At 34.8% G+C, this 1,412-nt stretch carries 1 protein-coding gene; it reads left to right on the forward strand.

Annotated elements, in window-relative coordinates; translation table 11 throughout:
• Nucleotides 1-48: 48 nt before the first annotated feature.
• Nucleotides 49-1,332, forward strand: coding sequence for an adenylosuccinate synthase (locus tag EZH24_RS11835; protein WP_137999281.1), 1,284 nt, complete (start codon nucleotides 49-51; stop codon nucleotides 1,330-1,332).
• The last annotated feature ends 80 nt before the right edge of the window (nucleotides 1,333-1,412 follow it).

Raw genomic sequence — 1,412 nt, forward strand, 5'->3', positions numbered from 1 at the left:
TCATTAATAATAATCATAAAAACTCTTAAATTGGTTTTTGGAGGAAAAATGGCTTCTGTAATCGTAGTCGGAACTCAATGGGGAGACGAGGGCAAAGGAAAAATAGTCGACTTTCTTGCCGAAAAAAGCGAGTATATAGTCCGTTCTCAAGGCGGAAGTAACGCGGGGCATACGGTAGTTGTCGGCGAAAATAAATATAAATTAAGACTCTTGCCTTCGGGAATATTATACGAAGATAAAATATGCGTTATCGGAAACGGAATAGTCATAGAGCCAAAAGTATTTTTAAAAGAAATAGACGAGCTTAAAAATAAAAAAATTAAAATATCGAATCTCAAAATATCCGACAGAGCGCATATAATTTTTCCTTATCATAAACTCCTTGACGAACTTCAAGAAGAAGATTTGGGCGAAAATAAATTGGGAACTACGAAAAACGGAATCGGACCTTGCTATATGGACAAAGCGGGACGAATCGGAATAAGAATTTGCGATTTAATGAATAAAGAAATATTTGCGAAAAAATTAAAATTCAATTTAGAATTAAAAAATAAACTTCTTAAAAAACTTTATAATCATAACGGTTTTGATTACGAGGAAATATTAAAAGAATATTTGGAATACGGAGAAAGATTAAAGCCTTATGTCGCCGATACGATTACGATTTTAAATAAAGCGATAAAAGAAAAAAAGAATATTTTATTCGAGGGAGCGCAAGCTACGATGCTCGATTTGGAACATGGAACTTATCCTTTTGTCACTTCGTCATTGCCTACTTCTGCGGGAGCATGTTCTGGAAGCGGAGTTGGACCAAGAAAGATTGATAATGTTATCGGAGTGGTAAAGGCTTATTCAACGAGAGTCGGAGAGGGACCTTTTCCATCCGAACTTTTTGACGAAATAGGAAATCATATAAGAGATAAGGGAAACGAATACGGAACGGTGACGGGAAGAGCGAGACGATGCGGTTGGCTTGACGCTTGCGTTATAAAACATGCATCTTATGTTAACGGACTCGATTCTTTGGCTATCACTCGACTCGATATACTTGACGATTTGGATAAATTAAAAATATGCGTTTCTTATAAATATAACGGAAAAATAATTGAAGATTATCCCGCCGATTTGGATATTCTCTCTAAAGTAGAGCCAGTTTACGAAGAATTTGAAGGCTGGAAAACCGATACAAGAAATATAAGAGATTACGATAAATTGCCGAAAAACGCTAAAAAATATCTCGAAAGATTAAGCGAAATAACGGAGACGGAAATATCAATAATTTCGGTTGGAGCGGGAAGAGAGGAAACTATAATTTGTAAGAATGTATTTTAATTATTTATTGTCATTAATTATTTATTGTCATTACGAGCGCAAGCGAAGTAATCCACAAAAAAGAATTTTATTATTTTGGA

The sequence above is a fragment of the Brachyspira catarrhinii genome (assembly GCF_005518285.1).
GTDB classification, from domain to species: Bacteria; Spirochaetota; Brachyspiria; order Brachyspirales; family Brachyspiraceae; genus Brachyspira; species Brachyspira catarrhinii.

Coding starts and splice junctions, on each gene's coding strand:
- EZH24_RS11835 (WP_137999281.1), top strand. CDS start 49: ATGGCTTCTGTAATCGTAGTCGGAACTCAATGGGGAGACGAGGGCAAA.